This window comes from Streptomyces sp. NRRL S-244 (assembly GCF_000717915.1).
Classification (GTDB): Bacteria; Actinomycetota; Actinomycetes; order Streptomycetales; family Streptomycetaceae; genus Streptomyces.
Map to the genome: position 1 here is coordinate 12198 of NZ_JOCX01000033.1, position 25603 is coordinate 37800.

23 protein-coding genes and 1 pseudogene are annotated in these 25603 nt (G+C 73.5%); 14 read left to right on the plus strand and 10 right to left on the minus strand.

The window, feature by feature from the left end:
• Positions 1-52: 52 nt before the first annotated feature.
• The 5 genes from IF02_RS0128350 to IF02_RS0128370 all read left to right on the plus strand — a co-directional run bounded on the left by IF02_RS0128350 (position 53) and on the right by IF02_RS0128370 (position 7306).
• On the plus strand, positions 53-2209 hold the full coding sequence (locus IF02_RS0128350; RefSeq protein WP_106977371.1) for an FUSC family protein: 2157 nt from the start codon (positions 53-55) through the stop codon (positions 2207-2209).
• Between the two features lie 114 nt (positions 2210-2323).
• Complete coding sequence (locus tag IF02_RS0128355; protein WP_030161864.1) at positions 2324-2947, plus strand: class I SAM-dependent methyltransferase; 624 nt, start codon at positions 2324-2326, stop codon at positions 2945-2947.
• 274 nt (positions 2948-3221) lie between these two features.
• Positions 3222-4715, plus strand: coding sequence for an FUSC family protein (locus IF02_RS0128360; RefSeq protein ID WP_030161866.1), 1494 nt, complete (start codon positions 3222-3224; stop codon positions 4713-4715).
• A 243-nt stretch (positions 4716-4958) separates the two neighbouring features.
• On the plus strand, positions 4959-6095 hold the full coding sequence (locus IF02_RS0128365) for a nitric oxide synthase oxygenase (protein WP_030161868.1): 1137 nt from the start codon (positions 4959-4961) through the stop codon (positions 6093-6095).
• Between the two features lie 122 nt (positions 6096-6217).
• On the plus strand, positions 6218-7306 hold the full coding sequence (locus IF02_RS0128370) for a lactonase family protein (protein WP_051696622.1): 1089 nt from the start codon (positions 6218-6220) through the stop codon (positions 7304-7306).
• A 129-nt stretch (positions 7307-7435) separates the two neighbouring features.
• On the opposite strand, the gene IF02_RS0128375 is transcribed toward IF02_RS0128370, so the two are convergent.
• The 3 genes and pseudogenes from IF02_RS0128375 to IF02_RS36265 all read right to left on the minus strand — a co-directional run.
• Positions 7436-8365 (minus strand): sirohydrochlorin chelatase, encoded by a 930-nt coding sequence (locus IF02_RS0128375; protein ID WP_078622386.1) that lies wholly within the window; start codon positions 8363-8365, stop codon positions 7436-7438.
• Positions 8366-8485: 120 nt separating this feature from the next.
• The gene (locus tag IF02_RS0128380) at positions 8486-9172 is read right to left on the minus strand and encodes a uracil-DNA glycosylase (RefSeq protein WP_030161874.1); all 687 of its coding nucleotides are present in this window, start codon (positions 9170-9172) and stop codon (positions 8486-8488) included.
• Between the two features lie 108 nt (positions 9173-9280).
• A pseudogene (locus tag IF02_RS36265) lies at positions 9281-9394 on the minus strand (exo-alpha-sialidase); the annotation flags it as partial.
• A gap of 193 nt (positions 9395-9587) precedes the next feature.
• Between IF02_RS36265 and IF02_RS0128385 the strand changes: the two are divergent.
• From IF02_RS0128385 to IF02_RS0128395, 3 genes are all read left to right on the plus strand, one after another.
• Entirely contained in the window at positions 9588-10955 is a 1368-nt protein-coding gene (locus IF02_RS0128385; protein WP_030161877.1) for a wax ester/triacylglycerol synthase family O-acyltransferase, read from the plus strand.
• Between the two features lie 80 nt (positions 10956-11035).
• Complete coding sequence (locus IF02_RS0128390) at positions 11036-12187, plus strand: NADH:flavin oxidoreductase/NADH oxidase (protein WP_051696616.1); 1152 nt, start codon at positions 11036-11038, stop codon at positions 12185-12187.
• Positions 12188-12286: 99 nt separating this feature from the next.
• On the plus strand, positions 12287-12634 hold the full coding sequence (locus tag IF02_RS0128395; protein WP_030161881.1) for an ArsR/SmtB family transcription factor: 348 nt from the start codon (positions 12287-12289) through the stop codon (positions 12632-12634).
• A 37-nt stretch (positions 12635-12671) separates the two neighbouring features.
• Here the strand turns inward: IF02_RS0128395 and IF02_RS0128400 are convergent, their stop codons facing one another.
• Together IF02_RS0128400 and IF02_RS0128405 are read right to left on the minus strand one after the other, a co-directional pair.
• Positions 12672-14033: an FAD-dependent oxidoreductase gene (locus IF02_RS0128400; protein WP_030161883.1), complete on the minus strand. Its 1362-nt coding sequence runs from the start codon at positions 14031-14033 to the stop codon at positions 12672-12674.
• 52 nt (positions 14034-14085) lie between these two features.
• The gene (locus tag IF02_RS0128405; RefSeq protein ID WP_051696617.1) at positions 14086-14742 is read right to left on the minus strand and encodes a DUF305 domain-containing protein; all 657 of its coding nucleotides are present in this window, start codon (positions 14740-14742) and stop codon (positions 14086-14088) included.
• Positions 14743-14854: 112 nt separating this feature from the next.
• Here IF02_RS0128405 and IF02_RS0128410 point away from each other — a divergent pair, with 112 nt between their 5' ends.
• On the plus strand, positions 14855-16342 hold the full coding sequence (locus tag IF02_RS0128410; protein ID WP_030161887.1) for an LVIVD repeat-containing protein: 1488 nt from the start codon (positions 14855-14857) through the stop codon (positions 16340-16342).
• Between the two features lie 7 nt (positions 16343-16349).
• On the opposite strand, the gene IF02_RS0128415 is transcribed toward IF02_RS0128410, so the two are convergent.
• The 3 genes from IF02_RS0128415 to IF02_RS0128425 form a co-directional block, all read right to left on the minus strand.
• On the minus strand, positions 16350-16985 hold the full coding sequence (locus tag IF02_RS0128415; RefSeq protein ID WP_030161889.1) for a TetR/AcrR family transcriptional regulator: 636 nt from the start codon (positions 16983-16985) through the stop codon (positions 16350-16352).
• 166 nt (positions 16986-17151) lie between these two features.
• A complete protein-coding gene (locus tag IF02_RS0128420) occupies positions 17152-18090 on the minus strand; it encodes a M56 family metallopeptidase (RefSeq protein WP_030161891.1) in 939 nt (312 codons plus the stop codon).
• A gap of 91 nt (positions 18091-18181) precedes the next feature.
• A complete protein-coding gene (locus IF02_RS0128425) occupies positions 18182-18709 on the minus strand; it encodes a DUF5134 domain-containing protein (protein ID WP_030161893.1) in 528 nt (175 codons plus the stop codon).
• 147 nt (positions 18710-18856) lie between these two features.
• On the opposite strand from IF02_RS0128425, the gene IF02_RS0128430 reads away from it, so the two are divergent.
• Positions 18857-19396: a GNAT family N-acetyltransferase gene (locus tag IF02_RS0128430; RefSeq protein WP_030161895.1), complete on the plus strand. Its 540-nt coding sequence runs from the start codon at positions 18857-18859 to the stop codon at positions 19394-19396.
• A 19-nt stretch (positions 19397-19415) separates the two neighbouring features.
• On the opposite strand, the gene IF02_RS0128435 is transcribed toward IF02_RS0128430, so the two are convergent.
• Both IF02_RS0128435 and IF02_RS0128440 read right to left on the minus strand, forming a co-directional pair.
• The gene (locus IF02_RS0128435) at positions 19416-20108 is read right to left on the minus strand and encodes a glycerophosphodiester phosphodiesterase (RefSeq protein WP_030161897.1); all 693 of its coding nucleotides are present in this window, start codon (positions 20106-20108) and stop codon (positions 19416-19418) included.
• A 189-nt stretch (positions 20109-20297) separates the two neighbouring features.
• On the minus strand, positions 20298-20945 hold the full coding sequence (locus IF02_RS0128440) for a PadR family transcriptional regulator (protein ID WP_051696618.1): 648 nt from the start codon (positions 20943-20945) through the stop codon (positions 20298-20300).
• A 49-nt stretch (positions 20946-20994) separates the two neighbouring features.
• Between IF02_RS0128440 and IF02_RS0128445 the strand changes: the two genes are divergently transcribed.
• The 4 genes from IF02_RS0128445 to IF02_RS0128460 all read left to right on the plus strand — a co-directional run bounded on the left by IF02_RS0128445 (position 20995) and on the right by IF02_RS0128460 (position 25598).
• A complete protein-coding gene (locus IF02_RS0128445) occupies positions 20995-22116 on the plus strand; it encodes an LLM class flavin-dependent oxidoreductase (protein WP_030161901.1) in 1122 nt (373 codons plus the stop codon).
• A gap of 226 nt (positions 22117-22342) precedes the next feature.
• Complete coding sequence (locus tag IF02_RS0128450; protein WP_030161903.1) at positions 22343-23749, plus strand: DUF6421 family protein; 1407 nt, start codon at positions 22343-22345, stop codon at positions 23747-23749.
• A 26-nt stretch (positions 23750-23775) separates the two neighbouring features.
• Positions 23776-24540 carry an SDR family NAD(P)-dependent oxidoreductase gene (locus IF02_RS0128455; RefSeq protein WP_030161905.1) on the plus strand — a complete coding sequence of 255 codons (765 nt, stop codon included), beginning with the start codon at positions 23776-23778 and terminating at the stop codon, positions 24538-24540.
• Entirely contained in the window at positions 24537-25598 is a 1062-nt protein-coding gene (locus IF02_RS0128460) for a threonine aldolase family protein (protein ID WP_030161907.1), read from the plus strand. Before IF02_RS0128455 ends, IF02_RS0128460 begins: the two co-directional genes overlap by 4 nt.
• The last annotated feature ends 5 nt before the right edge of the window (positions 25599-25603 follow it).

Genomic DNA, 25603 nt, shown 5'->3' on the forward strand with positions numbered 1-25603 from the left:
CTGAGTTCCTCGTCCCCAGGTCCCGCGGCCGTCCCCGTGGGATTCTGAGAACGTGCGAGCCCTTGGGGAACTCGAACGGGAACTGCGGACGGGCACCGGCCCAGTGCCGGCGGCCGCCCGCCGGGCCGTCCGGACCACGCTCGCCGCCTGCGGCTCCTTCTTCGTGTTCCTGTACGGATTCGACCGGCCCATCGGCGCGACCTACGCCCTCTTCTCGGCCGTCTCCCTGGCCGGGCTCGCCCGGATCCCGGGCACCGGAAGGCAGCGGGCCGCCGTCATGGTCAAGCTGCTCCCGGTGGCCTGCTTCCTGGTGACCCTGGGCACCTTCCTCGCCGTACGGACCTGGACCGCCGTCCTCGGCATGGCCGTCGTCGGCTTCTGCCTGGCCTTCTCGGCGGCGGCCGGACCCCGGCCGGCGGGCGCCGCGCCCGGGCTCCAACTGCTGTACATCCTGCCGAGCTTCCCGCCGTACCTCCCGCACACCCTCGGCGAGCGGCTGGTCGGCACCCTCGCCGGCCTCCTGCTGCTGGTCCTCGCCGAGGCCTGGATCCTGCCCGACCCCCGCCCGGTGACGTACGCGGAGCGGGCCGCGGGCGCAGCGGCCGAAGCGGCCCGGTGCGCCGCCGCGCTGGGGCGGCCGCCCCACGTACTGGCCGCTCCGGCCGCCGACCGGGCCCGGGCGGCAGCCGAGGCGCTGCGCCCCTCCCACGTCCCGGAGGCGGAACGGCCCGCCGGGCCGGGTCTGCGCGAGCGGGCCATGGCCCACACCGGGCTGACCGCGCGCACCCTGCTCTCCCGGCTGCGGAACCTGCCCGCACCGCCGGCCGGGCGGGAGCCGAGACAAGCCGGGCTCGACCTCCTCGGCGCGGTCCGGGAATCGACGACCGGGACCGCCACCCTGCTCCGCGACGGGCGCCGGCCCCCGGTGGACTCGGCGGAACTGCTGCGCCTGCGCGCCCGCAACGCCCGTATCCCGGCCGACCTGCCCGAGTCCCGACGCCGGCAGGCCGCGCTGCTGGAGGTCGCGGACGCCACCGTGGCGCTCCGCACGGCGGCGGAGATCGCCGTGGAGGGGCGCGGGGCGCACCCGGACGCGGACGCCGCGGACCGGTTCTGGTACGTCCGGCAGAGCACCCCCCGCCTCTGGTGGCACCGGCTCGCCGCGCACACGGGGCCGCGCTCCGTGCACTTCCAGAACGCCGTACGGATCGCGGTGGCGCTCGCCGTCGCCCGTACCGTGGCCGGGCTCGACTCCCTGCCGCACGGCTTCTGGGCCATGCTCGCCGTCATCAGCCTCACCCGGACCACCGCCGTGCAGACCCGGGAGACCGTGCGCAGCGCGCTGATCGGCACCTGCGTGGGCGCGCTCGCCGCCGGGACGGTGCTCGCGCTGGCCCGCGAGGAGACGACCCTGTACGCGATCGTGCTAGCGCCGCTGATGCTGCTCACGTTCACCCTCGGTCCCGTACGGGGCGTGGGCTGGGCGCAGGCCCTGTTCACGCTGGTCGTCGCCCTCGTCTTCGCCCAGCTGTCCCCGGTCACCTGGCAGCTGGCCGAGGTCCGCTTCCTGGACGTGCTCATCGGCAGCGCGATCGGGATCGTGTGCGGGCTGTTCGCCTGGCCGCGCGGGGCCCATGACGAACTGGGCCGGGCGGTGGCCCGGCTGCTGCGCGCCTGCGCCGACGACGTCGAGACGACCACCGCCGTCGTCGCGGCGCCCGGGCGGCTCCCGCAATCCACCGGGGACGAGGAGCACCGGGTCCGGACCACGCTGACGATGGCGGAGTCGGCGTACGCCCAGTACCAGAGCGAGACGCAGCGCCCGGTGGCGCCCGGCGCCGACTGGCAGGCCGCGGTGATGACCGGGCACCACGTGCTCTGGGGCGGCGGGCGGGTGCTGGGCAGCGCCGACGGGAGCCCGCTCGCGCGCAGTGAGGCGGCGGGACTGCGGGAGTACGCGGCCCGGGTGGCGGCGGGGCTGCGCCGCGCGGCGGCAGCGGCCGACGTCCCGCGCAAGACCCGGCACGGCGCACCCGGCCCACCCGGCGCCCCCGAAGCCCTGCTTCCGGACACTCTGCCCGCGCCCACCGACGCGGCGCCGCCCGATGCCGGGCTCGCGTACTTCGCCACGACGGCCTGGCTCGACTCCCTGACCGCGGACCTCCAGCTCATCGCGTCGGGCCGCGCCGCGGCCCAGTCCCCGGGCTGAGCGCGGGGACCCGCGGCGTTTCCGGTCCACCGGCCCGGGCAGAACCTCCACGGCGTCCGGACCGGCCGGCCGGGCGGCGGCGCACACGAATCGAGGGTGAAGGTGGGGGAGCCGATGAAGGGCGGCAAGTCCGCGGCAGAGGTCTTCGACGACGTGGGCGCACGGTACGAGGAGGTGTTCGGGCGCGTCCCCGGACAGCTCGCCGCACTGGACTGGCTCACCGCCCGCCTCGCCCCCGGCGCCCGCGTACTGGACGTCGGCAGCGGTACGGGCCGACCGGCCGCCGAGGCGCTCGCGCGGGCCGGCTGCGCGGTGACCGGCATCGACGTCTCGGCGCACATGGTCGACCTCGCGCGCGCCCGGGTCCCGCAGGCCCGCTTCGAGCAGGCAGACGTCCGGACGTACGTGCCCTCGGAGGGCCCCTTCGACGCGGTGTGCTCCTTCTTCCCGCTGCTCGTCATGGACCAGCGGGAAGTGGCCGCAGCCCTGGAGCGGATGGCCTCGTGGGTGGCGCCCGGCGGGTACTTCGTACTCGCGACCGTGCCGGGGGACATCAGCGACCTCGACATCGTCTGGATGGGGCACGAGGTCACCGTCAGCAGCCTGTCCCCGGCGGAGCACCTGCGGCTGCTGGGCGAGGCCGGGCTGGAGGTGGTGGAGCACCACACCGCGCTGTTCCGGCCCGAGGGGATCGAGCCCGAGGAGCACTTCTTCTGTTACGCCCGCCGCCCCGCCTGAGCGAACGCTGGTCCGTTGGCCGCGAGTGGCCGATGAATACCCTCCGGTACTGGACCAATGGCCCAGTGATAGGGAGGTGTGTTGAGCCAGTGGGCCCTCGGATGCTTATCTGTGTCGTATCCATGTACTTACGGCGCCGCGCAGCGCCGGACGGCAACGAGGCCGGTCCGGAGCGCGGTGCCTTCGCCGTGCCCGCCTGCCGCCCACCACCCCCGGGCGGACGCCGGACCGGCGCGCACCACTGCAAGGGGGGCGGCACACCGCCGTGAAGAGGATGTTCGTGGCTCCGGATCCGGGGCGCCTGAGACTGAGGAACTCGCTGCGGGCCGTGCTCGGCGTCGGGCTCGCCGTCGCCGTGGCCGAGGTCTGCGGCCTCTCCCTCACCGCCTCCATCACCGGGGGACTGGCGGCCCTGCTCACCCTGTTCACCGTGCTCGACGCGACCGTGCGGGCCCAGCGCGTGACCAGCGCCCTGCTGCCCGTCGCCGGATTCCCCGTCCTCGCGCTGGCCACCACCCTGCACGGGGTGCCGCTCGCCCGGGACGCCGCCTTCCTCGCCGTCGTGTTCGCCGGGGTCTACGCCCGCCGCTGGGGGCCGCGCGGGCACGCCCTCGGGATCTTCGGCTTCATGATGTTCTTCGTCACGCAGTTCCTGCACGCCGTCCCCGGCCAGCTGCCCGAGCTGTACGCCGCCGTGGGGCTGGCGCTGCTCTCCGCCGGAGCGGTGCGGTTCCTCCTCTGGCCGATCGAGCGGCGCACCCCGCCGCCCGCCGCGCCGCCCGGCCTGCCCGGCACCGGTCTGGCCCGGCCGACCACGCGGCAGGCCTTCCAGGCCACCGCCGCCTGCGCCTTCGCGCTCGGCATCGGCCAGGCGCTCTCCGACGACCGCTGGTACTGGGCCGTCGGCACCGCATGGTGGATCTTCGTCAACACCGCCTCCCGCGGCGAGACCCTCGTCCGCGGATTCCGCCGGGTCCTCGGCACGGTCGTCGGCATCGCCGCCGGGCTGCTGATCGCCGTACCCCTGCACGGGGCGCCCGCGCCGACCGCCGCCCTGGTCGCCGTATGCGTCTTCGGGATCTTCTACACCGCGGCGCCCTCGTACTCCTGGATGATGTTCTTCGTCACCGTCATGGCCGGACTGCTCTACGGGCTCCTCGGCGTCCTGCACCCCGGCCTGCTGCTCCTGCGCTTCGAGGAGACCGCGATCGGCGCGCTGGGTGCGGCCCTCGCCGTGGTGCTCGTCCTCCCGGTGACCACCCACGCCGCCAACGACGCCTGGATCCAGCGCGCCCTGCACTGCGTACGGGCCTCCACGGCGGCCTCCCTCGACCGGCTCGCCGGGGACCCCGACGCCGATCCCGCCCCGCACGCCGCCGAACTCGAACTGCTGCTGGCCCGCGTACGGATGGCCCTCGCGCCCCTGGTCCACCCGCTGAGCCCGCTGCGCGCCCGCAAGGCCCGGGCCCGGCAGGTCCTCGGGCTGCTCGACGACTGCGCCCGCGAGGTGCGCGGACTGGTGGCCGTCGCCGCCGACCCGCAGGCCTCGCACGACGCCCGGCTGGCCGCCGCGTGCTGGCGGGTGGAGAGCGCCGTGGAGGCGCTGACCGCCCCCCGGGCCGCGGCGGAACGCGCCGTTCCCGCCCACCCCCGGCCCGCCGCCGCGGAGCCGGCCCTCGCGCACCTGCACGGCCTGGAGCACGCCCTCGTGGCCCTCCACGCCCCCCTGCGCACCGACCCCCGCGCGCCCCTCGCCATCGGCGCCTGATCCGGCCCCGGCCCCGGGCCCGATCCAGGAGATCCACGAGGTCACGGCCCGCATGGCGGCGGATCTTACGCCCTGTCAGAACCGCTCCGCAGGGCAATGGCCCGAAGATCACCCGGTGGAGTTGTTCCGGTTGCGCGTGCCGTACGCCGCTGACCTGCGGCATGTACAACGGGTGAGTGTTGATAGCACATTCATCCGGCACGTACAGGGTGGATCTGGTCGGACAGGGGGTAACCGCCCGGGATGGAAATACTTCAACAGCGCTCGACCACAGCCGAAGTGTGGGAAGCAGCCGAGGAGTTCATCCGACTCTTCCACCGGGAGAATCCGCCGGCGGGTGATCCGCGGGCCCGGCTCGCCGCCGTGCGGGCCGAGCTCGCGGACACCGGAAGCTACCGGCACACCCCGCAGGAGCTCGTCCACGGGGCCCGTGTCGCCTGGCGCAACAGCAACCGCTGCATCGGCAGGCTGTACTGGAACTCGCTGCGGGTGCGCGACCGCCGCGAGCTCACCGACGCCGACGACATAGCCGCCGAGTGCTTCGAGCACCTGCGCGACGCGACCAACGGCGGCCGGGTCAGACCCACCATCACCGTCTTCGCCCCGGACACCCCGGACCGCCCCGGCCCGCTGATCTGGAGCGAGCAACTCGTCCGGTACGCCGGATACGGCGACCACCACTCCGTCACCGTGGGCGACGCCCGCAACGCACCGCTCACCAGTGCCCTGCTCGGCCTCGGCTGGACCGGGGGCGCGGGCACCCCCTTCGATCTGCTGCCGCTGGTGGTCCAGGGCGTCGACGACAAGCCCCGCTGGTTCGAGACCCCCGCGGACGCCGTGCTGGAGGTCCCGATCGAGCACCCCGACGACGCCGGCTGGGCGGCCTGGGGGCTGCGCTGGCACGCCGTACCCGCCATCTCCAACATGTGCCTGGAGATCGGCGGCATCCACTATCCGGCCGCGCCCTTCAACGGCTGGTACATGGGGACCGAGATAGGCGCCCGCAACCTCGCGGACACCGACCGGTACAACCTCCTGCCCGCCGTCGCCCGGCGCCTCGGCCTCGACACCGCCAGCGACCGCTCGCTGTGGAAGGACCGCGCGCTCGTCGAGCTCAACCGGGCCGTACTGCACTCCTTCGACCGGGCCGGGGTCACCATCGCGGACCACCACACCGAGTCCCGGCGCTTCCTCAGCCACATGGAGCGCGAGGAGCGCAAGGGGCGGGAGGTGGGCGCCGACTGGTCCTGGATCGTGCCGCCGATCTCGGGCTCCGCGACCCCGGTCTTCCACCGCACGTACGACGACCGGCCGAGCTCGACGGCGTACGTCCACCACCCGGGCGCGCGGGAGCGGGCCCAAGGGCGGGATCTGGTCTAGACCCTTCTGTTACCGTCGGCTCCGCACGGATCGATCCGAACGGTGGAGAGGGGCATCCCGTGGGCGGCGCGGACGGTACGGAGCTTTCGAACGGCACGGCGGACACGGACGGGACGGCGGGCATGGACGGCCGGGACGGCAGGGACGGCAGGGACGGCCGGGGCGGCCGGGGCGGCGGACTGCGGGCCCGCATCGGCTCGTTCACCTCGGGAGGCGGCCGCGGCATCACCACCGCGGCCGTGGACCCGGCGACCGGTGCGCTGACCCTCCTCTCCGCCACCGACGCGGTCGCGGACCCCTCGTACCTCGCCCTCGACCGGGGCACCGGGGTGCTCTACGCCGTGAGCGAGACGGACCAGGGTGCGGCCGCCGCCTTCCGGCCCACCCCCGAGGGCCTCACCGCCCTCGGTCCCGCCGTCCGCGTCGGCGGCTCCGGACCGACCCACCTCAGCGTGGCCGGGCGCCGGCTGCTGACCGCCAACTACACCTCCGGCAGCGTCAGCAGCCTCCCGCTCGCCGCGGACGGCAGCTTCTGCGGGCCCGCCTCGGTCCTCGCGCACGAGGGCTCCGGCCCCGACGCGAGCCGCCAGGAACGGCCGCACGCCCACCAGGTGCTGCCCGATCCGAGCGGCCGCTGGGTGCTCAGCGTGGACCTCGGCACCGATTCGGTCCGCGTCTGCGCGCCGGACCCGGCCACCGGGGCGCTGCGCCTGTGCGGCGAGACCCTGCTGCGTGCCGGGACGGGCCCGCGCCACCTCGCCTTCCACCCGGGCGGCGAAGTGGCCTACGTCCTGCACGAGCTGGAGCCGCAGCTGACCGTCTGCCGCTGGAACGCCGGCTCCGGGCGGCTGGAACCGGTCGATGAGGTTCCGATCGCGTCTGCGACCGCTCCAGGGGCCGTACGGGCCTACCCGTCGGCCGTGGTGGCCTCGCCCGACGGCCGCTTCGTGTGGGCGGCCGTGCGCGGAGCCGACGCCATCGCCACCCTCTCGCTCGCCGACGGGCCCGAGAAGCCGCGGCTGGTGGGCACCGTGGGGTGCGGCGGCAGCTGGCCCCGGGACCTCGCCGCCGACCCCTCGGGGCGCCGGCTGTACGCGGCCAACGAGCGCTCCGGGGACGTCACCTGGTTCGACGTCGACCCCCTGACCGGGCAGCCGCGCCGGACCGGCTCGGTGGCGGTGCCGGCCGCGACCTGCGTGGTCTTCGCCTGACCCGACTGCCCGACCGCTGGCTGCCCGACTGGCGGCTGCCCGCCGTCCGCGTCCGCACGGACGAGGGCCCGCGTCCCAGGGGTTGAACCCCCGGGGCGCGGGCCCTCGTACGAGCGGACCTGTGCGGGATCAGTGGGCAGCGGCGCCCTGGGTGAGGCCGAGCGCAGCGGAGTACTGGGTGACGACCAGCTTGCCGAGCGCCGAGTAGGCCCCGAGTACCTCGGCGGCCGCGCAGTCGGCCTCCTTGCAGGCCGTGTCCAGCAGCCCCTCGGCGGCTTCCGGGCCGATCAGGTAGGGGGCCAGCGCGAGCTGCGTCGAGCCCTCGCTGCGCAGCTGCTCGGCGACCGCGGCCACCGAGCCCTCCTGGTCGAGCGCGGCGGCCTTGACGGGCACCGCGAGGCGCGCGGCCAGCAGCATGCCGGTGACCGCGGCGGCCTGGACGGCCTCCGCGCCGCCGGTGGTGGCCACGATGATGCCGTCCGCGGCGGTGGTGACGGTGAACAGCCGGGCGCGGTCGGCGCGCGCCAGTCCGGCCTCGGAGAGCCGCACGTGCAGGCCCTCGGCGAGCAGCGGGTGCGGGCCGAGCACCTCGGCCAGCTCGGCGGCGGCCGAGGAGTCCATGACGGCCTGGCGCATCCGGCGCAGCAGGTCGGCGTCGGGGCCGGCCAGCAGCGGGACGACCACGGCGTCCGGGCCGGTCGGCGCGGGCACCTCGTGGCCGGCGGCGCGGGCGAACTCCGCGCGGGCGACGCGCTCGGCCGCGACCGAGGTCAGCACGTGGGAGAGGGCCGGGAACTCGGCGCCCTCAGCGCCCTCGGCGTCATCGCCTTCGAGGAAGCCGATGCGGGCGTCCAGGCCCGGCAGCTCGGAGCGGCCGATGCTGACGATCTCTTCCGCGAGCCCCCGGGAGGCGGCCGAAGGGGCACCGGGCACGGCGAGCACCAGCGCGGGCGCGCCCTCGGGCGCCACCGCGGGCTCGGGTCGGCGGTGCCGTCCGGCAGGGCGGGGTCGCGGCATTCGTACGGGCAGGCCATTCGCGGGCCCAGTGGGGGAGCTCATGGCGCCGCATGCTACTGGCTTATCGGAACCGAGTGTTCGGGCAGGGCCTGAACGGGCGGCTTCTGTCCGTATTTATCCGTGGAATGTCGTATACCGTTCAACAGAAAGGCCAGCGAAAGATCAACCGGCGGCCGGAAGCCGCCAGTCCACCGGCTGGGCTCCCTGGTGGACCAGCAGGTCGTTGGTCCTGCTGAAAGGCCGCGAACCGAAGAACCCGTTGGCTGCGGACATGGGGGAGGGGTGGACCGACTCCACGGCCGGCAACTCGCCGAGCAGCGGCCGCAGATTGCGCGCGTCGCGGCCCCACAGCACCGACACGAGGGGCTTCCCGCGCGCGGCCAGCGCCCGGATGGCCTGCTCGGTGACGGCCTCCCAGCCCTTGCCGCGATGGCCCCCGGTCTTGCGCGGGGCGGTGGTCAGCGCGCGGTTCAGCAGCAGCACGCCCTGCCGGGTCCACGGGGTCAGGTCCCCGTTCGCCGGCCGGGGCACCCCGAGGTCCGCGTACAGCTCGCGGAAGATGTTGTCGAGGCTGGGCGGCCACGGGCTGACGTCGGGCGCCACAGAGAAGGACAGGCCCATCGCGTGCCCCGGGGCGGGGTACGGGTCCTGGCCGACGATGAGCACCTTCACCTCGTCGAAGGGCTGCTGGAAGGCGCGCAGTACGTTCGCCCCGGCGGGCAGGTACGTCCTCCCCGCGGCGATCTCGGCGCGCAGGAAGTCGCCCATCGCGGCGATCTGCGCCGCCACCGGCTCCAGAGCCCGGGCCCAGCCCGGCTCGACGATCTCGTTCAACGGTCGTGCTGCCACAGCGAGTCACTCTACTGGCCGATTCGGTGAGCGATGACCGCAGCCCGTTCGTACAGGACGTCGGGCAGGTGCCCGGCCGGCACCCGGCAGCCGTCCCCGTCGTCGTGGCACGCGCCGGCCGAACTCCGGATGCGGATCCGGCAGGAACACCGCCGAGACGCCGTCGTTGGAGGGGGTCCGGCGGGCGCCGCCGTCCAGGGTCCGGAACACCCCCTCCGGACTTCGCCGTCCCGGTCGCTGCGTACCGTTTCGGCCAGTCTGCTCCCGGCCACCGACAGCGGCCGGGCCGCCGGTCCGCTGCGCCGAGCAGTCGGTCGTCATCGATCAACAGGCGTATCCAAAGGGTGGCTACTTGATCGTAGGAGGCCGATGGGGGTTGACTTCCACCTCTGCCACCGCACGCGAGAGGCAATACGTGGCCACCGAGCACCTGTCACCGCTCGACCTCGCCTTCTGGCGGATCGAATCCGCCGCCCATCCCATGCACCTCGGCGCCCTCGCGGTCTTCGAAGCCACCCCGCGCGACACCCCCGGCACCGGCACCGGCACCGGCACCGGCGCCGACGCCGGCCCCGACCCCGCCGTCCGCGCCGCCGCACTGCTCACCGCCCGCTGCGCCGCCGTCCCCGGCCTGCGCCGCCGCATCCACGACGTGCTGCTGCCGATCGGCGCCGCCGCCTGGTCGCCCGACGCGGACTTCGATCCCGCCCGGCACGTGTTCCTCGTCCGCACCCCCGACCCGCGGGCCGCCGCCGGGCCCCTGATGGCGCGGCCGCTGGACCGGGGCCGGCCGCCCTGGGAGGCGCACGTCCTGGCCGGGCCCGATGCGGGCTCCTTCGCGGTGCTCTTCAAGTTCCACCACGCCCTCGCCGACGGGCTCGGGGCCCTGGCGCTGGCGGCCATGCTCTTCGACGAGGGCGCGACCATACGGGGTCCCGCGCGACCGGTCCCGGCGGCGCGGCCCGCCGCCGGCTCCGCCCTGCGCAGCCTCCCCGGGATGCTGGCCGCCCGGGTCCAGGACGTCGGCCAGGCGCTGGAGATCGGCGCCTCCGTGGCCCGCGCCGGACTGCCCCTCGGGGTCCCGGCGGCCCTGACGGCCGTCCCGGCGCAGACCGGCACCCGCGTGGTCGCCGGCCTGGCGCTCGACCTCGACGACGTCAACCGCATCCGGAAGGTCGCCGGGGGCACCGTCAACGACGTGCTGATCGCCATGGTCGCGGGCGCCCTGCGGCGCTGGCTGCTGGGCCGCGGCGACCCGGAGCCGGAGGGGCCCGGCCCGCGCGCCCTGATACCGGTATCCCGCCGCCGGCCCGGCGGCGCCGCGTACGGCAACCGGCTCTCCGGCTACCTGCTGCGGCTCCCGATCGCCGAACCGGACCCGCTGCTGCGCCTGGACCGGGTGCGGCTCGGAATGGACCGCAACAAGGAGGCCGGACCCGCCCGCGGCGCCGGGGCCGTCGCCCTGCTCGCCGACCACGTCCACCCCCTCGGCCACCGGCTCGGCGGCCCCCTGGTCGCCCAGGCGGCCCGGCTGCTCTTCGACATCCTGGTCACGAGCGTCCCGCTGCCCGGCTTCACCTTCTCGCTCGGCGGCAGCCGGGTCCGCGAGGTCTATCCGCTGGCCCCGCTCGCCCGCGGCCACTCCCTGGCGGTCGCGGTCTCCACCTACAAGGGCACGGTCCACTACGGCCTGGTCGCCGACGCGGCCGCCGTGCCGGACCTGACGGCCCTGGCGGAGGCGCTGCGCGCCGAGCTCGACGAGCTTGTACGAGAGGTCTCGTAGTACGGCATAAATCGTAGTACGCTGACTCTCGTACAAGCCGCCGATCCGCGGCGTGCCCGGCCACCTCCGGAGAGTCCTTCATGAGTGCTGCCCCCATAGCCCCCGCCACGCACGTCCCCGCCACCCACGCCGAGGCCCTCTTCGCGCCGTTCACCCTGCGCTCGGTCACCGCGCGGAACCGGATCTGGATGGCGCCGATGTGCCAGTACGTCGCGGAGGCCTCGGGTCCGGACGCGGGCGTGGCCCACGCCTGGCACTTCGCGCACTACGCGGCCCGCGCGGTGGGCGGCGCCGGCCTGATCCTCCAGGAGGCCACCGCCGTCTCCCCGGAGGGCCGGATCTCCCCGTACGACCTCGGCATCTGGAACGACACGCAGGTCGAGGCGCTGCGCCCGATCACCTCCTTCATCAAGGCCCAGGGCGCCGTTCCGGGCGTCCAGATCGCCCACGCCGGGCGGAAGGCCTCGACCGGCCGGCCCTGGGAGGGCGGCGGATACGTCGGCCCCGAGGCGGACGGCTGGCTGCCGAGCGCCCCGAGCCCGGTGCCGTTCGCCGAGGGCGACCCGGTGCCGCACGAGCTGACGACCGCGGAAATCCACGAGATCACCGGCCAGTTCGCGGCCGCCGCGCGGCGCGCGCTGGCCGCCGGCTACGAGGTCGTCGAGATCCACGGCGCCCACGGCTACCTCATCGGCCAGTTCCTCTCCTCGCAGATCAACCGGCGCACCGACGCGTACGGCGGCTCCTTCGAGAACCGGGTCCGCTTCGCCCTCGAAGTCGTCGACGCCGTACGGGCGGTGTGGCCCGAGGAGCTGCCGCTGTTCTTCCGCGTCTCCGCCACCGACTGGCTGGAGGAGTCCGGCTGGACCCCCGAGGACACGGTCCGGCTGGCCGCACTGCTCCAAGGCCGCGGGGTGGACCTGCTGGACGTGTCCACCGGCGGGATGGCCCCGAAGGCGAACATCCCGGCGGGGCCCGGCTTCCAGGTGCCGTTCGCGGCCGAGGTCAAGGCCCGGACCGGCCTCCCGGTGGCCGCCGTCGGGCTGATCACCGAGCCGGAGCAGGCCGGCGCGATCCTGGCCGACGGGCAGGCGGACGCGGTCCTGCTCGGCCGCGAGCTGCTGCGCGACCCGTACTGGGCCCGCACCGCGGCCGCCGCGCTGGGCGCCGAACGGGCCGCCGAACCGGGCACCGGGGTACGGGTGCCCGTCTCGTACCACCGTGCCTGGTAGCCGCCACCGCGAGCACGTGTGTGCGTTCCTTCCGGTGGCAGCCGATGTACTACGGTGGTTCTCGTACGAACAGGGGAGCCGGAGGAGACGAGGCCAGACGTGACGGATACGGCCACCACCCGTGCGCTCGCCCATCCCGGGCTCGACGAGATCCGGCTCGAAACGGTGCTGCACGCACTGTCGGACCCGATCCGGCTGTCGATCGTGCGGGACCTCGCGGCCACGCCGGACGAGCTGGCGTGCTCGTACTTCGACCTGCCGGTCACCAAGTCGACGACCACGCACCACTTCCGCGTCCTGCGGGAGGCCGGTGTGGTCCGCCAGGTCTACCGCGGGACGGCGAAGATGAACGGCCTGCGCGGCCCGGAGCTGGAGAGCCTGTTCCCGGGGCTGCTCGACAGCGTGCTGGCGGCGGCCGCCGCGGAAGAGGCACGCCTCGCGCGTTAGGGCGCCGGGTGCCGGGCCGGGCCGCGCCGGCCCGGGCTCAGGCGCCCGCGTTCGCCGCTGCCAGCAGGCCCGGCCAGTCCGGGATCTTCACCGAGCGGCGGCCCAGCGAGCGCCCGAGATCGGCCTCCGCCGCCTCGATCGCCAGCCAGCCCGGCCACTCCACCGGGTGCAGCCCGGCCGCCCGCAACGCGTCCAGCGGATCGCCCGGCAGCTCCCGCCGGGCCAGCACCGCCGCGTCCTGGAGCAGCGAGGACGCCGTCTCCTTGGCGCAGGGCCGGTTGGTGCCGATCACCCCGGTCGGGCCGCGCTTGATCCAGCCCGCCACGTACTCGCCCACCGAGGCCCGGCCCTCGCGCAGCACCCGGCCGGCGGCGTGCGGAACCGTGGCCTTCACCGGGTCGAACGGCAGACCCGGCAGCGGAACCCCCTGGTACCCCACCGAGCGCAGCACCAACTGCGCCTCGATGTCCTCGTACGAGCCCGTCCCGGTGACCCCGCCGCGGCCGTCCGGGGCGGTCCGCTCGAAGCGCATCCCGGCGACCCGGCCGCCGGGGCCGGCCAGCACCTCCACCGGGCGCAGGTAGAACCGCAGGCCGATCCGGCGCTGCGCGCCGCCCGGGTCCTGCCCGGCCCAGCCGCGCAGCACCTCCAGGTTGCGCCGGGCCACCGCGGGCAGCGCGGCGGCCGCGTCCTGGTCGGCGTACGCGGGGTCGAGGGCCAGCTCGGCGGGGTCCACCACGGCGGCCACGCCCGGCAGCGTGCCCAGCTCCCGCAGCTCCTTGGTGGTGAACTTGCCCTGCGAGGGCCCGCGTCGGGCCACCATCGACACCGACTTCACCCCGCTGTCCGCGAGCGCGCCCAGGGCCGGCTGCGGCATGTCGGTAGGGGCCAGCTCCGGTTCGCCCCGGGCCAGCATCCGCGTCACGTCCACGGCCACGTTGCCCGCCCCGACGACCACCGCCGAGCCCACCCCGGGCAGGTCGAAGGCCTCGGCCACGGCGTCCGGGTGGCCGCTGTACCAGGCGACGAACGCCGTCGCGGAGTGCACCCCGGCCAGCTCCTCGCCGGGGATTCCGAGCAGCCGGTCGCGGGCGGCGCCCACGCAGTACACCACCGCGTGGTACAGCTCCAGCAGCCGTGCGGTGGGCAGCTGCGGTCCGCCGACCTCGACGTTGCCGAGGAAGCGGATCCGCTCGTCCTCCAGCACGGTGCGCAGGCTGCCCTGGAGCGACTTGATCTTCTCGTGGTCGGGGGCCACCCCGTAGCGCACCAGCCCGTACGGCGCGGGCAGCCGGTCCAGCACGTCGACCCGGACGCCCGGCACCTCACGCTGCTGTACCAGGGTCTGAGCGGCGTAGACCCCGCTGGGGCCCGAACCGACGACGGCGACACGAAGCACGGCGGAGCTCCTCCCGCAGGTGCTCCCAGCATGCCACCGGGCCCGGCGGCCGTCAGCCCATCGCGCGCATCCGGTGGATCTCGGCGGTCTGGGTGGCCACCACCTCGTTGGCCATTTCCTCCACCGCGCCGTTGTTTCCGGCGGCCAGCGCCTCGCCCGCCATCTTGACGGCGCCCTCGTGGTGGGCGGTCATCAGGGTGAGGAAGAGCTTGTCGAAGCCGGCGCCCTTCGCCCCGGCGAGCTGTTCGAGCTGCTGCCCGGTCGCCATGCCGGGCATCGCGCCGTGGTCGTGGCCGGCCGCCGGGGCCCCGGAGGGTGCCGGGTAGCGCGCCAACCACTTCTCCATCGCGCCGATTTCGGGCTGCTGGGCGGCCGTGATCCGCTCGGCGAGCCGTTTGACCGCGTCCGCCGAGGCCCGGTCCGGGGCCAGTGCGCTCATCGTGAGGGCCTGCCGGTGGTGTTCGATCATGTGCTGTACGTAGGTCCGGTCGGCCGCGTTCGGGCCGTCGTCCGGCTGCCGCTTCGCGGCCTCTTCGGGGGAGAGGGTGCGGGCCTTCTCGCCCGGTCTGCCTGGGGCGATGACCGCCGCGCCGCCGTTCTTGGCCCCGTCGCCGCCGTCCCCGTCGCGGCAGCCGGCCAGGGCGAGCAGGATCCCGGCGGCCATGGCCGCCGCGGTCGTTCGGCCGAGTAACCCTTTTGCCATGTCCATGAAGGGAACATACTGCCGGGGACCGCTCCGGTACCCCGGCGGGCGCGTTCCCACCACGAGCGGGCGCGTTCCCACCGCGAGCGGAATCGATCGGACTCCACGGGAGGGCACAGTGACCTCGAAGCTCACCACCAGAGTGCGGCACAGGAGTCTGGGGGCGGCCGTGGCCGCGGCCGGGCTGCTGACCACGCTGTTCGCGGCCGGCCCCGCGGCCGCCACCCCCGATCCCGGGGACTTATCGCCCGGCAGGGCTTCCACGCGGGGCGCCGACCCGGCGGCGGGCGGGCGCGTCCTCGCCCCGGGTGAGATCCCCGGCCAGGACGAGATCGTGCACAGCGCCAACGTCAAGCACCTGACCAACATCCCGAGCACCTACCCCGGCGTCATCAACACCGACCTGGCCTTCCAGGGCAAGTACGCCTACGCCGGCAACTACAACGGCTTCACGATCTACGACATCGGCAACCCGAAGGCCCCGAAGACCGTCAGCCAGGTGCTCTGCCCCGGTGGCCAGAACGACGTCTCCGTCCAGGGGGACCTGCTCTTCCTCTCCACGGACTCCTCGCGCAGCGACGACTCCTGCAACAGCGTCTCGCAGCCCGCGACGGAGAAGTCCTCGTGGGAGGGCATCAAGATCTTCGACATCAAGGACAAGAAGAACCCCAAGTACATCAAGTCCGTGGAGACCAACTGCGGCTCCCACACCCACACGCTGGTGCCGGGCGAGCGCGACATCTACCTCTACGTGGCCTCTTACTCCCCGAACGAGGCGTTCCCCGACTGCCAGCCGCCGCACGACGGCATTTCCGTGATCAAGGTCCCGAAGAAGAACCCGACGCAGGCGGCGGTCGTCGCCTTCCCCGTCCTCTTTCCGGACGGCGGCAACCCGGGCGCGCCCACCAACCCCGGCGTCAGCAAGACCACCGGCTGCCACGACATCACCGTGCTGCCGTCGAAGAAGCTGGCCGCCGGCGCCTGCATGGGTGACGGCATCCTCTTCGACATCAGCAAGCCCGAGCAGCCTCGGGTCATCGACCGGGTGCAGGACAACGTGAACTTCGCGTTCTGGCACTCGGCGACCTTCAACGAGAAGGCCGACAAGGTGGTGTTCACCGACGAGCTGGGCGGCGGTGGCGGCGCCACCTGCAACGAGGCCACCGGCCCGAACCGCGGGGCGGACGGCATCTACGACATCACCGGCCGCGGCGACCAGCGCAAACTCGTCTTCCGCAGCTACTTCAAGATCCCGCGCCTCCAGGCCGACACCGAGAACTGCGTGGCGCACAACGGATCGCTGATCCCGGTCGGCGGCGGCCGCGACATCATGGTCCAGTCCTGGTACCAGGGCGGCGTCTCGGTGTGGGACTTCACCGACTCCGCCCGGCCCAAGGAGATCGGCTACTTCGAGCGCGGCCCGCTCACCACGGACCAGCTCGGACTCGGCGGGTCCTGGTCGGCGTACTACTACAACGGGTACGTCTACTCGAACGACATCGCCAAGGGCCTCGACGTGCTGCGGATCGACGACTGGCGCACCGAGAGCGCGAAATGGGTGTGGATGGACCGGCTCAACGTGCAGACCCAGCCCGAATACCACTGAGCATGACCTAGGGGGAGCCTGTTGAGGGAAACGTTCCGCCGGGCGGTCCGCCGTCCGGCGGGAAGCCGAGCTCCCAGTCCAGCCCGTAGCGCTGGAACAGCTCCGCCCGCAGCCGCGCCAGCGGCATCGGAGCCCCCGGCAGCAGGACCGCGACCACCGCGCCCATCAGCAGCGCCCGCAGCAGCGGGTAGTCGGTGTCCACGTCCGCCGATCCGTACCGCGTGACCGTGTCCCGGAGCAGCTCCGCCAGCCGCTGCTGCTCCGGGCACTGCACGAACCCCTCGGCCTGGAGGATGCCCGCCATGTGTGTCCGCATCAGCAGCGGCTCGTCCCGGGCGAGCCCGAGGATCGCGTCGACGGCGCGGGCGAGCCGCTCGCGACCGTCGTCGCTGCGCGGCTCGCGCTCCAGGGCCGATTCCAGGGTCAGGTGCATGAGCCGGTGGACGGCCGACTGGAGCAGCTGCCGTTTGCCCGGGAAGTAGTACGAGACCAGGCCGCGGGCCGTGCCCGCCCGGTCGGCGATGTCGCCGAGCGTCGTGGACTCGTAGCCGCGTTCGGCGACGAGTTCGACCGTGGCCTGGAGCAGCCGCTCCCGGGAACGTCTGCGCAATTCTTCATTGACCGATGCGCTGCGCGGGGACATGCTTACTCCTGCGTTGACTGGCTCCCAGCCAATATACTCAGCGCACGGGGTCGCCTGCTCTGGGTGACGCGGGGGATCACCCAGAGCAGGGACTTCCACACCTCGGGGGAACGTCGGATTTCGGCCTGTCCGCTCAGACGGGCGGGCGCGAGCGGGCCCTACGGGATCAGGTGAGGGCGCTCAGGCCCGGCATCAGGGCCACGACCAGCGGGATCGCCGGGACCAGTGTGGCCAGTGCGGTCAGCCGAAGCCGACGGCCCGCCGACAGCCGGGGCGCCGCCGACAGCAGCCGCCGCACCCGGTCCGACACGTGCGGCTGCGGGCTCGGGTAGGCCCCGAACACCCCCCGGTCCTCGTTGAGCCCGACCAGCGCCAGCGCGATTGTCAGCCTCCCGAACCGCCGCGAGGCCACGTCGTCGGCGGCCAGTTCGACGAGCCGGTGCATCTCCGCTTCGAACGCCGCGAAGACCGGCACCTGCGGGAACCCGCCCGCCAGCGCCCGCGAGCAGTGCAGCAGCCAGTCGTGCCGGGCCTGCGCGTGCCCCTGCTCGTGCGCCAGTACGGCGTCCAGCTGGCTCCCCTTGAGCCGTCCGAGGGCGGCCGTGGTCACCACCAGCTGCGGGGCCGCGCCCGGCAGCCACCACGCGTCGGGCCGCGTCCCCTCCAGGACGACGAGCCGCGCCCCGGCCGGGTCCTCCCCGGGCAGCAGCGGCGCCCGTACGAGCAGCTCGGCGCCCTGCGCCCGGCGCCGGGCCCGGGCCCGCAGCACCTCCCGGGTCAGCCGGGCCCCGGTCCACAGCCCGCCGCCCGCCAGCGCCAGCGCGGTCCCCACGGCCCACGGGCCGCCGGTCGGGCCCAGCGCGTACGCGTCGACCACCCCGTGCGGGGCCGCCGCGAAGAGCCGGCCCCGGACCGCCAGCCAGGCGGCGGCCGCGCTCAGCAGCATCGACAGGGCGAAGCACAGGAGCACCGCGCCCACCACGCACTGCCACACCCACAACGCGACGACGGGCTCCCGCTCGGGCCATTCGGCCCGGGCCAGCAGACGGGGGGCGAGTACCGCGGTCAGGGCGCCGAGCAACAGGAGTGCGGCGGGGACCATCATGTCCGCCAGCCTATGAGCGGGGGGCTACCTGCGGGTACGGCCTTTCGTGATTGGTGACGCAGGACACGTTTGTCCGCCGGCTCCCAGACCTTCACAGACTCAGCAGCATCGCCAACATCCCCATTCCCATGGCGAGTCGGCACGCCCGCGTCAGCTCCGCGGCCCTCGCAGGCGGCCCGCCCGCGACCGGCTGCGCGCCCCCGCCCGCCGTCACCAGCCGGGCCCCGCCGAGCAGCACGTACCCCGCGAAATAGACGAGCAGCGCCCCGGTGACGAGCGGCGGGCCCCCGCCGTGCCCGTGCCCGTCGGCCATCGTCAGCGCCATGTACGCCATCGCCAGCGAGCCGACCAGGTGGTGCGCGTGGTGCACCCCGCCGCGCAGCAGCCACAGCGCATGCAGCGCGGCCCCGCAGAAGACGGCCAGCAGGATCCCGGGCCCCCACGGCCCGATGCCCGAGGGCACGGCCATCACCGCCATCCCGAACCCCATCAGCGCCTCGCCCCCCGCCCCGCCGCGCGCCTCCCGCTCCGATCTGCGCACCCGCCACAGGCAGTACGCACCGCTCACGGCACACAGCAGTACGAGCAGCCAGGCGGAGAGGGAAGCGGGAAAGGACATCGCGGGACCGTGCACGGCGGAACCTCCCGGTTCGTCGGCGTCACGGGAAGAGATGCCCCGGCCCGGATGCCCGCACGCCGCCCCGGGTTAGGCTCTCCTTGCCGCACCGGGCATGTCATATGCCGCCGAGCAGAACGGGAGCACCCGATGTCGACCGCCCACCCCACCGCCCTGAACTTCCGCAGTGCCGTGGAGGCGGACGTACCGGAACTCGTGATCCTGGTCGAGTCGGCCTACCGCGGGGACGCCAGCCGCGCCGGCTGGACCACCGAGGCGGACTACCTGGACGGGCAGCGCACCGACCCCGCGGGGGTCCGCGCGATCATCGACTCCACCGACAGCGTCCTGCTTGCCGTCGAGCGCGCGGGCGAGCTCGTCGCCTGCTGCCAGCTCGAACACCGGGGCGACCACGTCTACTTCGGGATGTTCGCGGTCCGCCCGGGCCTGCAGGGCGGCGGCCTCGGCAAGGAGATACTCGCCGAGGCCGAGCGCCGCGCCCGCGAGACGTGGGGCGCCAAGGAGATGCGGATGACGGTGGTGAACGTACGGGAGGATCTCATCGCGTACTACGTGCGCCGCGGATACCTGCGCACCGGCGAACTGAGCCCCTTCCCCTACGGCGACGAGCGCTTCGGCGTCCCGCTCCGCGACGACCTGGCCTTCGAGCTGCTGGTCAAGCCGCTGTAGCGCGCAGCGGGAGCCGCCGTCAGGCGATGAACCGGCCCGTGCTGCGGATCTCCGGGAAGTCGGTGGCCGCGCCGTCCAGTTCGAGCGCCCGCGCCACCCGCAGCTGTTGCAGGGTGTTGACGGTCCAGCCGGTCACCCGCAGCCCGGCCGCGTGCACGGACTCCACCGTGTCCAGGGCGAGTTCGCGGATGTTCAGGGCGACCGTGTGCGCGCCGACGGCCAGCGCCCGGTCCACGACGGTCGCGCGGTGCGCGAGGTGCCGGTCCGCGTACAGGCAGCCGCGCACCCCCGGCAGCAGCCGGGCCGTCTCGGCGAGCACCTCGTCGCGGAAGGAGGCCACCTCCACCCGTGCGCCCAGGTCGCGGCGCAGCAGCAGCTCCGCCAGCGCCGCCGCGGTCGGCCCGTCCTGGACCGACACCTGGAGCGGGGTCCGGACCGCGTCCAGGACCTCCTCGAACACCGGCACGCGCTCACCCTGGCCGGCGTCCAGCTCGCGCAGCGCGGCCAGGGTCAGGTCGGCGACGGCTCCGGAGCCGTCGGTGGTGCGGTCCACCTCGGCGTCATGCAGGACGACGAGCACGCCGTCCTTGCTCAGCTGCAGATCCAGCGCGATGACGTCCATCCCGGAACGTTCCGCGCGGACGAACGAGCGCAGGGTGTTCTCCGGTTCGACACCCATGACCCCGCGGTGACCGATGGTGAGGAAAGTCAAGGTTCTCTCGCTTCCGTCGACGGCGGCTCGCCGCACGGTCACGGTGTCCCTACCGGCCCGGGCGGTGAGGACGCATGCTAGTGCGCCGGGGATGCGATGGGACCGCCCGTGCAGCGCCCGGAACGGGCCCTTCGGCCGGTTCCCGCCAGGGCCGTACGCCGCCGCGCGCGCCGCGGCGGCCCTGCCGCGTCACCCGGGCGTGGGCGCGTCCCCGCCGCCTTGACGGTCCGCGGCCTGGGCTCCGGCCGGGGCTCCCGCAGTGGCCGGGTCCAGCTCCGCGAGATCGGCCAGCAGGGCCTCGCCCAGCTCCAGTTCGGCCAGGTGCTGCCGCTCGCTCCAGCGCAGCGCGAGCGCGGGGAAGGCCCACTCCGGTACGTCCCCCGCCTGCGCCATGGCCTCCCGTACGGCGGCCAGTTCGCCCCGGGTGCGCTCCAGGTGCTCGCCGACCATCGCGCGCAGCAGCTCCGGCTCGGCGAGGTGGCCGAGCCAGATCCGCAGCAGCAGCCCGTGCTTGAGCACCGGGGGTCCGGCCTCCGCGGTGTCCGAGGCCCAGCCGGCGAGGGCCGCGCGCCCCGCGTCGGTGATGGCGTAGCGGCGCTTGGCCCGGGCCTCCTCGGGTCCCGAGCGCGCGGAGGCCGCGTACCCGAGCTCCTCCAGCCGGCGCAGTTCGGCGTAGATCTGGCTGATGGCCGGGGACCAGTAGAAGAAGCGCAGCGAGGAGTCCGCCCACTTCTTCAGCTCGTACCCGGTGCGCTCCCCGGGGAAGGACAGCAGCCCGAGCACGGCCCACGCGGTGGCCGGCAGGTCTTGCTTCTTCGACGTCTGACTACTAGTCATATTCCGAATTGAAGTAAGGCCGGGCACGGGACGCAACCCTGGAGGCATCGTGAAATTCTCCGTGATCTTCGAAGCTCAGCTCGCCGACCCGACCGTGGAGCGGGAGCACCAGGTCATCCACGACTGCGTGGAGCAGGCCGTGCTCGCCGAGCGGGTGGGATTCGACCGGATCTGGGCCGTCGAGCACCACTCCCTGAAGTGGTACGCGCACATGTCGGCTCCCGAGGTCTTCCTGACCTGGGTCGCGGCCCGGACGCACACCATACGCATCGGCCACGGGGTCGTCTGCATGCCCTTCCACTTCAACCACCCGGTGCGGGTGGCCGAGCGGGCGGCCATGCTCGACCTGCTCTCCGGCGGCCGCCTCGACCTCGGAGCCGGGCGCGGCGGCACCGAGCAGGAGACCTCCCTGTGCGGGGTCGACCGGGAGCGCACCGCGCAGGAGGTGGAGGAGGCGCTGCGGATCATCGGCAAGGCCTGGCAGGAGGAGGAGCTGGAGTACCACGGCGAGCTGATCGACATCGACCCGCACCCGATCCTGCCGCGGCCGCGCCAGACCCCGCACCCGCCGCTGTTCCTGGCGTGCAGCCGCGCCGAGACCCTCGTACAGGCCGCCGAACTGGGCGTGGGGGCCCTGGTGATGGGCTTCGCCGGGCCGGAGTCCATCGCCGGGATGCGGGCCGTGTACGACGGGGCGGTGGCCGGCCGGGACGGCGCGCGCTTCGTCTCCACCGCGGTCAACGACCACTTCTCGGTGCTCTGCCCGACCATCGTGCTCGACGATCCGGCCGAGGCGCGCCGGATCGGCATCCGCGGCCAGCGGTTCTTCGCCCAGTCCATCGGCCACTGGTACGGCGGCGCCGGCATCCCGGACGAGGCCGTGGTCGCGGGCGCCGACGAGGCGGCGCTGATGCGCCGGGCGGCCGAGCAGGTGGTGGCCCGGCTGCACGAGCAGGCCGTACCGGTACGGCCCACGTCGACGGCGACCTTCCACGCCGATCACGCGTACGGGAGCGCCGACGACGCCATCGCGTACGTGCAGCGGCTCAAGGAGGCGGGTGCGGACGAGGTCATGTGCCTGATCCAGATGGGCACGGTGCCGCAGGAGGCCTGCATGGAAACCCTGCGGCAGTGGGGCGAGAAGGTCATCCCGCACTTCCGCACCGCCTGAGTGACGGACGTCACCCACCGGCCCTTCGGGTGGCCGCCCGAAGGGCCGGCGGGTGCGAGTGGCGGTGCGCGAAAGGGGCGAAGCGCTCGCTCGGACGGTGGACGGCGGGAAGAATTACGGTGCCGACAGGGGTCGCGCAGGATAATTTCCCGCGCAGCCCCTTGAGCAGGACAGGCCCGCACGCATACGCTGTGTTGACGCGAGGTTCTCCTGTGGAGGAAGTGACATGACGGAAATTCTTGTGCCGGGTTCTGGCGGTGCGGTGATAGCCGCCGGTGCGCGGGTGGTCGACCACCCGGCGTGGCCCGAGCTCAAGGCCGCCGTGGAGGAGATCCGCCCCTGGCAGGCCAAGGACGGCTCGATCGACTTCGAGGCCGCGGGCGCCCCGGCTCCGACCGAGGTCGCAGCGGCCGTCGAGCGGGCGATCGCCGCCGTGGAGACGCTGTCGCCGCTGCTGCCGCACGCCGCCGCGTACCACCGCGCGCTCGTCTCCGACCTGCGCAAGTGGGTGGCGGACGGCTTCAAGGTGCCGGACTTCCTGGACTCCCTGCTGGCCTTCCACCCGGCCGCCGAGCGTGCCGACGGGCTCCAGCACCTGGTCGTCTTCCCCATGTACACGCAGAACGGCAACCTCGACCGCAACTTCGAGGCCGTCGTCCTGAAGATGGTGTGGCCCGAGTGGCTCTCCGAGCTGGAGCGCACCCGGTACGACAACCCGCTCTTCCTCGGCATCACCTTCGAGGACTTCACCCCGGGCTACGACACGCACTCCGCCGTGCTCTTCCCGGAGACCATCGCCGTCCGCGAGGCCCCCGAGCGCTTCACCTGGGGCGGCATCTTCTGCGACCGCGAGGCCGCCCGCTACCGCAAGGTCACCGAGGCCGCCGTCGACATCCTGGGCATCGAGCTGCCCGAGGACATCGCCCGCATGGTCGAGGACCAGGAGCGCTGCGAGAAGGCCTTCGTCCTGTGGGACATGGTCCACGACCGCACCCACAGCCACGGCGACCTGCCGTTCGACCCCTTCATGATCAAGCAGCGCCAGCCGTTCTGGATGTACGGCCTGGAGGAGCTGCGCTGCGACCTCACCGCCTTCAAGGAGGCCGTGAAGCTGGAGTCCGAGGGCAACGAGCACGGCCGTGACGTGCAGTACGCCGTCCTCTTCGACCGGATGTTCCGCTTCCCGGTCTCCGGTGACCGCAACCGCAACTACGACGGCCTCGGCGGCCAGCTGCTCTTCGCGTACCTCCACAAGCACGACGTCGTGCGCTGGACGGACAACAAGCTGAAGATCGACTGGATGCGTGCCCCGCAGGTCACCAACCAGCTGTGCGCCGAGATCGAGGACCTCTACCGGGCCGGCATCGACCGCCCGAAGCTCGTCCACTGGTTCAAGGCGTACGAGCTCGTCTCCACCTACCTCGCCCCTCACCCGGGCTCCAAGTGGGCCAAGGGCCCCGACGCGCTCGACCTGACGCAGCCGCCGCGCAAGCTCGTCGACGACGTGCTTCCCGACGAGTTTCCGCTGAGCATGTTCTATGAGGCGCTCGCCAAGAAGCTCAAGGGAGTGATCGCCTCCACGAAGGGCATCACTGCAGTGAACGCCGATTCGGCCGAGCGGGTCGCCGCGTGAGCGCTCGCGCACAGGAGGCTGCACAGATGAACAGCGCAGGGAAGTCCGGGAACGGCAAGCTCCACGGTGCCGTCGTGGCGGTCGCCGGGGCCGGCGGCCCCGCCGGTCGCGCCGCCCTGGTCCGCCTCGCCGAGGCCGGTGCCGTGGTCGTCGCGGCCGACGCCGACCCGACGCGCCTCGCGGAGTCCGTGGACGCGGCCCGCTACGCCCACGGCGGTGCCACCGTCACCGGTGACACCGTGGACCTGCTCGACCTGGAGGCCACCAAGGCCTGGGCCGAGCGGACCGAGAAGGAGTTCGGCCGCATCGACGGGGTCGTCCACCTCGTCGGCGGCTGGCGCGGCAGCAAGACCTTCACCGACGTGGACCTCGCGGACTGGGACTTCCTGGAGAAGCTCCTGATCCGCACCGTCCAGCACACCTCGCTCGCCTTCCACGACGGGCTGCTGCGCAGTGACCGCGGCCGCTACGTGCTGATCAGCCAGTCCGGCGCGCACAAGCCGGTCGCCAACAACGCCGCGTACAACGCGGGCAAGGCGGCCGCCGAGGCCTGGACGCTCGCCCTCGCCGACTCCTTCCGCAAGGCGGGGGGCGAGGACGGCCCGGGCGCCGCGGCTGCGATCCTGGTGATCAAGGCACTGGTGCACGACGCGATGCGCGCCGAGCGCCCCAATGCGAAGTTCGCGGGCTTCACCGACGTCAAGGAGCTGGCCGAGGCCATCGCCGGCGTCTGGGAGCGGCCCGCCATCGATGTGAACGGACAGCGTCTGTGGCTCACTCCGCAACCGTGAAGACCGATGCCCACCGCCACCACGATCCGGCGGTGCGCGGATTCGCGAGCGACAACTACGCGGGGGTCCATCCGGAGATCCTGGAGGCCCTCGCCCTGGCCAACGGCGGCCACCAGGTCGCCTATGGCGAGGACGAGTACACCGAGCATCTGCAGAAGATCATCCGCAGCCACTTCGGCCCGTACGCGGAGGCCTTCCCGGTCTTCAACGGCACCGGCGCGAACGTCACGGCCCTCCAGGCCCTGACGGACCGCTGGGGTGCGGTGATCTGCGCGGAGACGGCGCACATCAACGTCGACGAGGGCGGCGCCCCGGAGCGGATGGCCGGGCTCAAGCTGCTCACCGTCCCGACCCCGGACGGCAAGCTCACCCCCGAGCTCATCGACCGGCAGGCCTGGGGCTGGGAGGACGAGCACCGGGCGATGCCGCAGGTCGTCTCGATCACCCAGAACACCGAGCTCGGCACGGTCTACACGCCGGACGAGATCCGGGCGATCTGCGAGCACGCGCACGCCCACGGCATGAAGGTCCACCTCGACGGTGCCCGCATAGCCAACGCCGCGGCCTCACTCGACGTGCCGATGCGCACGTTCACCAACACGGTGGGCGTGGACGTGCTGTCCTACGGCGGCACCAAGAACGGCATGATGTTCGGCGAGGCCGTGGTGGTCGTCAACCCGGACGCGGTCCGGCAGATGAAGCACATCCGCAAGATGTCGATGCAGCTCGCGTCCAAGATGCGGTTCGTGTCGGTGCAGCTGGAGGCGCTGCTCGCCAAGGACCTGTGGCTGCGCAACGCCCGGCACGCCAACGCGATGGCACAGCGGCTGGCGGCGGGGGTGCGCGAGACCGACGGGGTGGAGATCCTCTACCCGGTGCAGGCCAACGCGGTGTTCGCGAAGCTGCCGCAGGAGGTGTCGCGGCGGCTGCAGAAGCGCTACCGCTTCTACTTCTGGGACGAGGCCGCCGGCCACGTGCGCTGGATGTGCGGCTTCGACACCCAGGAGGAAGACGTGGACGGCTTCCTCCAGGCACTGAAGGAAGAGCTGTCCCGCTGAAGATC

What these genes read in the sequence shown, in the direction of transcription:
- IF02_RS0128355 (WP_030161864.1), top strand. Translation starts at nt 2,324, where the DNA reads ATGAAGGGCGGCAAGTCCGCGGCAGAGGTCTTCGACGACGTGGGCGCA.
- IF02_RS0128360 (WP_030161866.1), top strand. Translation starts at nt 3,222, where the DNA reads ATGTTCGTGGCTCCGGATCCGGGGCGCCTGAGACTGAGGAACTCGCTG.
- IF02_RS0128365 (WP_030161868.1), top strand. Translation starts at nt 4,959, where the DNA reads ATGGAAATACTTCAACAGCGCTCGACCACAGCCGAAGTGTGGGAAGCA.
- IF02_RS0128370 (WP_051696622.1), top strand. Translation starts at nt 6,218, where the DNA reads ATGGACGGCCGGGACGGCAGGGACGGCAGGGACGGCCGGGGCGGCCGG.
- IF02_RS0128375 (WP_078622386.1), bottom strand. Translation starts at nt 8,365, where the DNA reads ATGAGCTCCCCCACTGGGCCCGCGAATGGCCTGCCCGTACGAATGCCG.
- IF02_RS0128390 (WP_051696616.1), top strand. Translation starts at nt 11,036, where the DNA reads ATGAGTGCTGCCCCCATAGCCCCCGCCACGCACGTCCCCGCCACCCAC.
- IF02_RS0128405 (WP_051696617.1), bottom strand. Translation starts at nt 14,742, where the DNA reads ATGGACATGGCAAAAGGGTTACTCGGCCGAACGACCGCGGCGGCCATG.
- IF02_RS0128415 (WP_030161889.1), bottom strand. Translation starts at nt 16,985, where the DNA reads ATGTCCCCGCGCAGCGCATCGGTCAATGAAGAATTGCGCAGACGTTCC.
- IF02_RS0128420 (WP_030161891.1), bottom strand. Translation starts at nt 18,090, where the DNA reads ATGATGGTCCCCGCCGCACTCCTGTTGCTCGGCGCCCTGACCGCGGTA.
- IF02_RS0128425 (WP_030161893.1), bottom strand. Translation starts at nt 18,709, where the DNA reads ATGTCCTTTCCCGCTTCCCTCTCCGCCTGGCTGCTCGTACTGCTGTGT.
- IF02_RS0128430 (WP_030161895.1), top strand. Translation starts at nt 18,857, where the DNA reads ATGTCGACCGCCCACCCCACCGCCCTGAACTTCCGCAGTGCCGTGGAG.
- IF02_RS0128440 (WP_051696618.1), bottom strand. Translation starts at nt 20,945, where the DNA reads ATGACTAGTAGTCAGACGTCGAAGAAGCAAGACCTGCCGGCCACCGCG.
- IF02_RS0128450 (WP_030161903.1), top strand. Translation starts at nt 22,343, where the DNA reads ATGACGGAAATTCTTGTGCCGGGTTCTGGCGGTGCGGTGATAGCCGCC.
- IF02_RS0128455 (WP_030161905.1), top strand. Translation starts at nt 23,776, where the DNA reads ATGAACAGCGCAGGGAAGTCCGGGAACGGCAAGCTCCACGGTGCCGTC.